At 39.7% G+C, this 4500-nt stretch carries 6 protein-coding genes and 1 pseudogene; all 7 read left to right on the forward strand.

The window, feature by feature from the left end; translation table 11 throughout:
* Positions 1 to 339 (forward strand): dihydrofolate reductase (locus tag RDQ32_RS10770; RefSeq protein ID WP_308580483.1); only part of this gene is annotated, 339 nt, incomplete at its 5' end.
* A 59-nt stretch (positions 340 to 398) separates the two neighbouring features.
* A complete protein-coding gene (locus RDQ32_RS10775; RefSeq protein WP_308580484.1) occupies positions 399 to 740 on the forward strand; it encodes an arsenate reductase family protein in 342 nt (113 codons plus the stop codon).
* Positions 741 to 874: 134 nt separating this feature from the next.
* Positions 875 to 1657: a ZIP family metal transporter gene (locus RDQ32_RS10780; protein WP_308580485.1), complete on the forward strand. Its 783-nt coding sequence runs from the start codon at positions 875 to 877 to the stop codon at positions 1655 to 1657.
* A 98-nt stretch (positions 1658 to 1755) separates the two neighbouring features.
* Entirely contained in the window at positions 1756 to 2526 is a 771-nt protein-coding gene (locus RDQ32_RS10785) for a DNA/RNA nuclease SfsA (RefSeq protein ID WP_308580486.1), read from the forward strand.
* A 74-nt stretch (positions 2527 to 2600) separates the two neighbouring features.
* Positions 2601 to 3509, forward strand: a complete 909-nt coding sequence (yaaA, locus tag RDQ32_RS10790) for a peroxide stress protein YaaA (protein ID WP_308580488.1) — start codon at positions 2601 to 2603, stop codon at positions 3507 to 3509.
* A 206-nt stretch (positions 3510 to 3715) separates the two neighbouring features.
* Positions 3716 to 3916: pseudogene (locus RDQ32_RS10795) on the forward strand (DUF2262 domain-containing protein); the annotation flags it as partial.
* A gap of 37 nt (positions 3917 to 3953) precedes the next feature.
* Positions 3954 to 4500 (forward strand): class I SAM-dependent methyltransferase (locus RDQ32_RS10800; RefSeq protein WP_308580489.1); only part of this gene is annotated, 547 nt, incomplete at its 3' end.

Consider the following 4500-nt stretch of genomic DNA (forward strand, 5'->3'; position numbering starts at 1 on the left):
TATGAGGAAATCGGCCATCCTCTTCCAAATAGAACAAATATCGTTGTATCCAAAACAAAGGTCTTCTCCGGAGAAAATATATATACTGTAAAATCTTTAAAGGAAGCAATAGAAAGAGCGGGGCAAGAAGAAATCTTTATTGCAGGAGGAGCGGAGTTATTTCAGGAAGCACTTCCCCTTGCAAATAAAATCTATATGACTTATGTGGATATGGAAGTCCCGGATGCTGACCGTTTTTTTCCGATTTTCCATGAAGAAGAGTACAAAAGGGAAGAAATAGAAAAGGTAGGAGGGGAGACCTCCTACCTAAGAGTCTTGTATACGAAAAAAGGGGATTAGGAAAGAAGTATCACAAAGAGGAGTGTTTTTCGTAGAGGAATTTTTTTGGGGAGTGCTTTATGAATATTCAGATCTTTGGAACAAAGAAGAGCCAGGATACAAAGAAGGCGGAACGCTATTTTAAGGAAAGAGGGATTAAATTTCAGGCTGTAGATTTGAAAGAAAAGGGAATCAGCAAGGGAGAATTACAATCCGTTCTTTCTGCTGTGGGCGATTTGGAAGAGATGCTGGATGAAAAAACAAAGGAGCGGGAAGCATATCAACTGATTCGTTATCTTGCGAAGGAAGACAAATTTGCGAAAGTCTTAGAGTATCCTATGGTATTAAAGCAACCCATCGTGAGAAATGGGAAGCAGGCCACGGTAGGGTATTGTCCGGATATTTGGAAGACTTGGGAATAGAGATTTTTTCTTGCCATATTTCACGGATTCAGATATACTAAATCAATAAAATTGCAAACAATATAATTGAATGAAATTAATAAAGCAAAATAAAGAGTATGAAAGATAAATAAAGAGTAGTATAAGGAGTTTCTATGAATATGGTAGTTTTTTGGGGTATATTAATTCCCTTTATTGGAACAAGCTTGGGAGCGGCCTGTGTTTTCATTATGAAACGAGATTTTCATCCCAATGTGCAGAAGGGGCTAACAGGATTTGCTGCAGGCGTCATGGTAGCGGCTTCTATTTGGAGCTTGCTGATACCTGCTATGGAAGAGAGTGCTCATTTGGGAAAGGTGGCCTTTCTTCCCGCCTTTGTGGGATTTTGGCTGGGAACCTTGTTTTTATTGGCATTGGATAAGATTATCCCACACTTGCATCAGAATACAGATCAGGCTGAAGGAATGCCCAGTTCTTTTCAAAGGACTACGATGATGCTCCTTGCGGTAACCCTTCATAATATTCCGGAAGGAATGGCTGTGGGGGTAGTGTTTGCTGGACTTTTGACAGGAGAAGTTAATATTACTGCCGGAGCTGCCCTGGCCTTAGCCTTGGGAATTGCCTTACAAAATTTTCCGGAGGGAGCTATTATTTCCCTGCCGCTTCATAGCAAGGGGCAAAGCAAGGGGAAAGCCTTTATGAATGGTGTATTATCCGGAGCGGTGGAACCCCTTGGAGCCCTACTGATGATTTTCTTTGCACCGATATTTGCTCCTTATATGCCAATCTTCCTATCTTTTGCGGCGGGAGCTATGCTCTATGTAGTAGTGGAAGAGTTGATTCCGGAAATGTCTGAGGGGGAGCACAGCAATATAGGCGTTCTGCTTTTTGCTTTGGGCTTTACGGTAATGATGGCCTTGGATGTGGCTTTGTCTTAGGCAGTCGAAAAGATTTAAAAGGAAAAGCTCCCATTTTATGAAGTTACGAGAAGAGAAAAAAAGTGCTATAAGGGCTTGATTAAGAACAAAGAGGAATTATGCAGTATCAAAATATTGTAGAAGGAAAATTTTTGGACCGTCCAAACCGCTTTATTGCCCATGTGGAGATAGAGGGTAAGGCGGAAACGGTACATGTGAAAAATACCGGGCGCTGTAAGGAACTCTTGCTACCGGGGGTTAAAGTATATTTGGAGAAAAGCGGAAATCCCAATCGTAAGACTGCCTTTGATTTGGTGGCAGTGGAGAAGGCAGGGTTGGGGTTGGTAAACATCGACAGTCAGGCCCCGAATCAGGTGGTAGCGGAATGGCTTAGTCGTTTTTCTTTTCAAAAACTGAAGCCGGAGTATGTATTCTCTGATTCCAGAGTGGATTTTTATATGGAGAGAGATGAAAGTCTTCCGGAAGCCTTTTGGAAATATGGGGAAATGGAAGAAAGAAATGGAAAGGAGCAGCGGGCCGAGAATATAAGAATGCAGCGTCAGGAGATTCTCAATGTATCAGGGAATATCCGTAAATATCTCTTAGAAGTAAAGGGATGTACCTTGGAAAGGGACGGCATCGGTTATTTCCCGGATGCCCCGACGGAACGTGGAGTAAAGCATTTAAGGGAACTTACGAAGGCTATACAGGAGGGCTATATCGCTATTTTGGCTTTTGTGATTGCCATGCCCAAGGTTTCTATGGTATATCCGAATGTGGAGACCCATAAGGCCTTTGGAGACGCATTGGAAGAAGCCCGGCAGGCCGGGGTAAAGATTCTGTATTTACCCTGTACTGTGACAAAGGAAGGTATGTGGATTTCTTCATAGCTTTTGGCTTGTTTTAAAAGGATGATTTTTTAATTCGAGAATAGTTAGCTTGGTTTTTAGAGGAAAGGTATTTTATGAAAATTATAATTTCTCCTGCGAAAAAAATGAAAACATCTGAATTGGATATCCCTCACCAAGGCTATCCTCTTTTTGTGGAATCAGGAGCAGAGGAAAATAGTACATTTTTGAAAGGTGGATTGAATCTGTCGGGAAAGACGGAACGCCTTTTACAATATTTAAAATCTCTTTCTTTTTTAGAGTTAAAAGAGCTTTGGGCCTGTAATGAGGATTTGGCCAGGGAAAATAGTGAACGTATAGTTCAAATGGACCTGAAGAGTAATTGTAGTCCGGCCATTTTATCCTACGAAGGGATTCAGTATCAGTATATGGCTCCATCTGTTATGGAGGCCTCTCAACTGGCGTATTTACAGAGTCATCTTCGGATTCTTTCCGGCTTTTATGGCGTGGTAAAGCCCCTAGATGGGGTGGTTCCCTATCGTTTGGAAATGCAGGCAAAGGCGAAGATTGGTACTTCTAAAAATCTGTATGACTTTTGGGGTGAGGATATCTGGACTGCATTGCTTTTGGAAGAGATAGAAGAGCGTTTGCAAAAAGAGGGAGAAAAGTCGTTGGAAAATGGAAATCCTATGCTAATCCTCAATCTCGCCTCCAAAGAATATTCCAAATGTATAGAGAAATATCTTCCCAAGGATAGAATCCTGAGGAAAAAAATCATGTGGAAAGATGAAACGAAAGAATTATCATTTCCCATTCACTACATTAGCTGCGGTTTTTATGAGAAGTCAGGAGAAAAGCTTGTGCAAAAGGGCGTCTATGCCAAGATGGCAAGAGGAGAAATGGTGCGCTATTTGGCAGAAAATAAGATAGAAAATGCAGAAGAAATCAAGGGCTTTAAGGGGCTGGATTTTAACTTTGAGGATAAACTTTCCACGGAAGATCAATATATTTTCCTTCGAAAATAAAGAAATAGAAATTGACAGAAATAGAAAAGCAAAAGAGTTTTTGTCGTATTAAGCTCTTTTCCTTCCGAAAGGAATGGGAAGGGCTTTTTTTAGGAATAATTATATGTACTGAAAATTATAAATGTTTGGAAATCGTTTGGGATTGATTGGAGAGAATAATGGAATTAATAGAATACATAAGACTAAGAAATAAAATGACACAGAGTGAATGGGCAGAATCTGATGAAGAAGCTGCTTTAATTACAGAAGAAAGCTTTGCAAAGAGAATTAGCTTAAGCTTAATATGGGTGACATCGGGAGGTTCATTTACAGCTTATCTTGATGATGATGACCTTTTCTTTGGACACAGCATAGCAGTTAATGGAAGCCCTAAGAAGGGGCTATTGTCGGCTGATATTGAGGGATAAAACATATACTGATATTTTTGGTAGTGAAAGGAGAAAAATGGAAAAACAAGCACTTATAAATCAATGGTTACTTGAGCAGGAAATAGCGCATATTAAAGGTTGGGATTTCTCACATATTAGAGGAAGATATAAAGAAGAGGATGATCTCTCTTGGGATTTTGAAAACATTATAAAATCCTATTTGAATGATACAGATTATTTATTGGACATGGAAACAGGAGGTGGCGAATTTCTTTTGTCTTTTATGGCAAACGCTAAATATACTGCTGCGATTGAAGGGTATGAACCAAACATCAAAATATGTGAGGACAGACTTCTTCCTTTAGGAATAGATTTTAAAGCATGTGACGGAGGAGATATTCTTCCTTTTGAAGATAACTACTTTGACATTATTACTAACAGGCATGGTCAATATAACATAAACGAAATTAAAAGAACTCTTAAAAGCGGAGGAGTATTTCTTACGCAACAAGTCGGTGCAGAAAATGACAGAGAACTTGTAGAACTTTTGATAGGTGATGTTGAAATTCCTTTTCCGGAAGCATATTTAAGTATTGCAAGACAGAAATTTACTGATAACGGAT

The organism is uncultured Oribacterium sp. (assembly GCF_902481605.1).
Classification (GTDB): Bacteria; Bacillota; Clostridia; order Lachnospirales; family Lachnospiraceae; genus Oribacterium; species Oribacterium sinus.

What these genes read in the sequence shown, in the direction of transcription:
- RDQ32_RS10775 (WP_308580484.1), top strand. Translation starts at nt 399, where the DNA reads ATGAATATTCAGATCTTTGGAACAAAGAAGAGCCAGGATACAAAGAAG.
- RDQ32_RS10780 (WP_308580485.1), top strand. Translation starts at nt 875, where the DNA reads ATGAATATGGTAGTTTTTTGGGGTATATTAATTCCCTTTATTGGAACA.
- RDQ32_RS10785 (WP_308580486.1), top strand. Translation starts at nt 1,756, where the DNA reads ATGCAGTATCAAAATATTGTAGAAGGAAAATTTTTGGACCGTCCAAAC.
- yaaA (WP_308580488.1), top strand. Translation starts at nt 2,601, where the DNA reads ATGAAAATTATAATTTCTCCTGCGAAAAAAATGAAAACATCTGAATTG.